The organism is Terrabacter sp. 01T434, from assembly GCF_056398545.1.
This window is the reverse complement of record NZ_JBFTPP010000020.1, coordinates 1-3,389: the sequence shown is the minus strand read 5'-3', so window position 1 is coordinate 3,389 and position 3,389 is coordinate 1. Positions and strand designations below refer to the sequence as shown.

The window sequence follows — 3,389 nt, the reverse complement described above, 5'->3', positions numbered from 1 at the left end:
TGTCCGGCTGCGTCCTACTCTCCCACACCGTCACCAGTGCAGTACCATCGGCGCTGAAGGGCTTAGCTTCCGGGTTCGGAATGGAGCCGGGCGTTTCCCCTTCGCTATGACAGCCGAAACTCTATGGAGATATCAAATCAAGTGGGTGGTGTTCCCGTTTGTATCTCGGGAACCGCACAGTGGACGCGTAGCATCTTTGTAAGTCAAGTTATCGGCTTATTAGTACCGGTCAGCTCCACACATTGCTGTGCTTCCACATCCGGCCTATCAACCCAGTAGTCTAGCTGGGAGCCTCTCGCCCTCGCRGGCCTGGAAACCTCATCTTGAAACGTGCTTCCCGCTTAGATGCTTTCAGCGGTTATCACTTCCGAACGTAGCTAATCAGCGGTGCTCTTGGCAGAACAACTGACACACCAGAGGTTCGTCCATCCCGGTCCTCTCGTACTAGGGACAGCCTTTCTCAAGTTTCCTACGCGCACAGCGGATAGGGACCGAACTGTCTCACGACGTTCTAAACCCAGCTCGCGTACCGCTTTAATGGGCGAACAGCCCAACCCTTGGGACCTACTCCAGCCCCAGGATGCGACGAGCCGACATCGAGGTGCCAAACCATGCCGTCGATATGGACTCTTGGGCAAGATCAGCCTGTTATCCCCGGGGTACCTTTTATCCGTTGAGCGACGGCGCTTCCACAAGCCACCGCCGGATCACTAGTCCCGACTTTCGTCCCTGCTCGACATGTCTGTCTCACAGTCAAGCTCCCTTGTGCACTTACACTCGAAACCTGATTACCAACCAGGCTGAGGGAACCTTTGGGCGCCTCCGTTACCTTTTAGGAGGCAACCGCCCCAGTTAAACTACCCACCAGGCACTGTCCCTGATCCGGATCACGGACCGAGGTTAGATATCCAGAACGACCAGAGTGGTATTTCAACGTTGACTCCACCATCACTGACGTGACAGCTTCACAGTCTCCCACCTATCCTACACAAGCCGTACCGAACACCAATACCAAGCTGTAGTAAAGGTCCCGGGGTCTTTCCGTCCTGCTGCGCGTAACGAGCATCTTTACTCGTAGTGCAATTTCGCCGAGTTCGTGGTTGAGACAGTGGAGAAGTCGTTACGCCATTCGTGCAGGTCGGAACTTACCCGACAAGGAATTTCGCTACCTTAGGATGGTTATAGTTACCACCGCCGTTTACTGGCGCTTAAGTTCTCAGCTTCGCCTTGCGGCTAACCGGTCCCCTTAACGTTCCAGCACCGGGCAGGCGTCAGTCCGTATACATCGTCTTGCGACTTGGCACGGACCTGTGTTTTTAGTAAACAGTCGCTTCTCCCTGGTCTCTGCGGCCGATCACGCTCAGACAGCTAGTGTCGTCACGATCAGGGCCCCCCTTCTCCCGAAGTTACGGGGGTATTTTGCCGAATTCCTTAACCACGATTCACTCGATCGCCTTGGTATTCTCTACCTAACCACCTGAGTCGGTTTGGGGTACGGGCGGCTCGAACCTCGCTAGAAGTTTTTCTCGGCAGCATAGGATCACCCTCTTCCCGCATTCGCGGTCACTATCAGGTCTCAAGCTTGCAATTCAATGCAGCGATCCGGATTTGCCTGGATCGCGCCCTACACCCTTGGACGTGGACAACCATCGCCACGCGGAGGCTACCTTCCTGCGTCACTCCATCGCTTGACTACTACGAGATCGGGTCGTGCGCTCCACCCGCCCGTTGGACCCGAAGGTCCGGTGGGCGTGCTTCAGGCACTTAGCATCACACGGTTCGTCAGGGGCGGTCCTTCGCCGGTTCCGGAATATCAACCGGATGTCCATCGACTACGCCTGTCGGCCTCGCCTTAGGTCCCGACTTACCCAGGGCAGATTAGCTTGACCCTGGAACCCTTGGTTATTCGGCGGACGGGTTTCTCGCCCGTCATTCGCTACTCATGCCTGCATTCTCACTCGTGTGGCCTCCACGGCTGGTTCACACCGCCGCTTCCCTGGCCACACGACGCTCCCCTACCCATCAACACGCCTGGACACCGAACCCGCAGGTGTCGGTGCCGAGCAAATATGTCAATGCCACAGCTTCGGTGGTGTGCTTGAGCCCCGCTACATTGTCGGCGCGGAATCACTTGACCAGTGAGCTATTACGCACTCTTTAAAGGGTGGCTGCTTCTAAGCCAACCTCCTGGTTGTCACAGCAACTCCACATCCTTTCCCACTTAGCACACGCTTAGGGACCTTAGCTGGTGATCTGGGCTGTTTCCCTCTCGACTACGGAGCTTATCCCCCGCAGTCTCACTGCCACGCTCTCACTTACCGGCATTCGGAGTTTGGCTAACGTCAGTAACCTGGTGAGGCCCATTAGCTATCCAGTAGCTCTACCTCCGGCAAGAAACACGTGACGCTGCACCTAAATGCATTTCGGGGAGAACCAGCTATCACGGAGTTTGATTGGCCTTTCACCCCTACCCACAGCTCATCCCCTCAGTTTTCAACCTAAGTGGGTTCGGTCCTCCACGCAGTCTTACCTGCGCTTCAACCTGGCCATGGGTAGATCACTCCGCTTCGGGTCTAGACCCAGCGACTCAAACGCCCTATTCGGACTCGCTTTCGCTACGGCTTCCCCACACGGGTTAACCTCGCCACTGAGCACTAACTCGCAGGCTCATTCTTCAAAAGGCACGCTGTCACCCCACACGCCCAACGGCGGGAGGCTCCAACGGATTGTAGGCACACGGTTTCAGGATCTATTTCACTCCCCTCCCGGGGTACTTTTCACCTTTCCCTCACGGTACTTGTCCGCTATCGGTCACCAGGGAATATTTAGGCTTAGCAGGTGGTCCTGCCAGATTCACACGGGATTTCTCGGGCCCCGTGCTACTTGGGAAATCCACCGGGAGTCCACACCATTTCGTCTACGGGGGTCGCACCCTCTATGCCGAGCCTTTCAATGCTCTTCGACTATGACGCAGATTTCTTACTCCCTGCCGGCCTGTCAGAGCCAACTGGCGGGTCCCACGACCCCGAACGTGCAACGCCTGACAGCTATCACACACGCCCGGTTTAGCCTCATCCGCTTTCGCTCGCCACTACTCACGGAATCACATGTTGTTTTCTCTTCCTGTGGGTACTGAGATGTTTCACTTCCCCACGTTCCCTCCACACACCCTATATATTCAGATGCGGGTGACTGGACTTGCCTCCAGCCGGGTTTCCCCATTCGGAAATCCTCGGATCACAGTCTGGTTATCGACTACCCGAGGCTTATCGCAGATTCCTACGTCCTTCTTCGGTTCCTGGTGCCAAGGCATCCACCGTGTGCCCTTAAAAACTTGAACACTACAAAGATGCTCGCGTCCACTGTGAAGTTCTCAAAATACAACCGGC

At 55.9% G+C, this 3,389-nt stretch carries 2 rRNA genes; both read right to left on the bottom strand.

Going from position 1 to position 3,389, the window contains the following annotated elements:
* Position 1: 1 nt before the first annotated feature.
* Positions 2-118: ribosomal RNA gene (rrf, locus tag AC1DIW_RS21780) — 5S ribosomal RNA — on the bottom strand.
* Positions 119-199: 81 nt separating this feature from the next.
* A 23S ribosomal RNA gene (locus AC1DIW_RS21775) occupies positions 200-3,340 on the bottom strand.
* Positions 3,341-3,389: the final 49 nt, after the last annotated feature.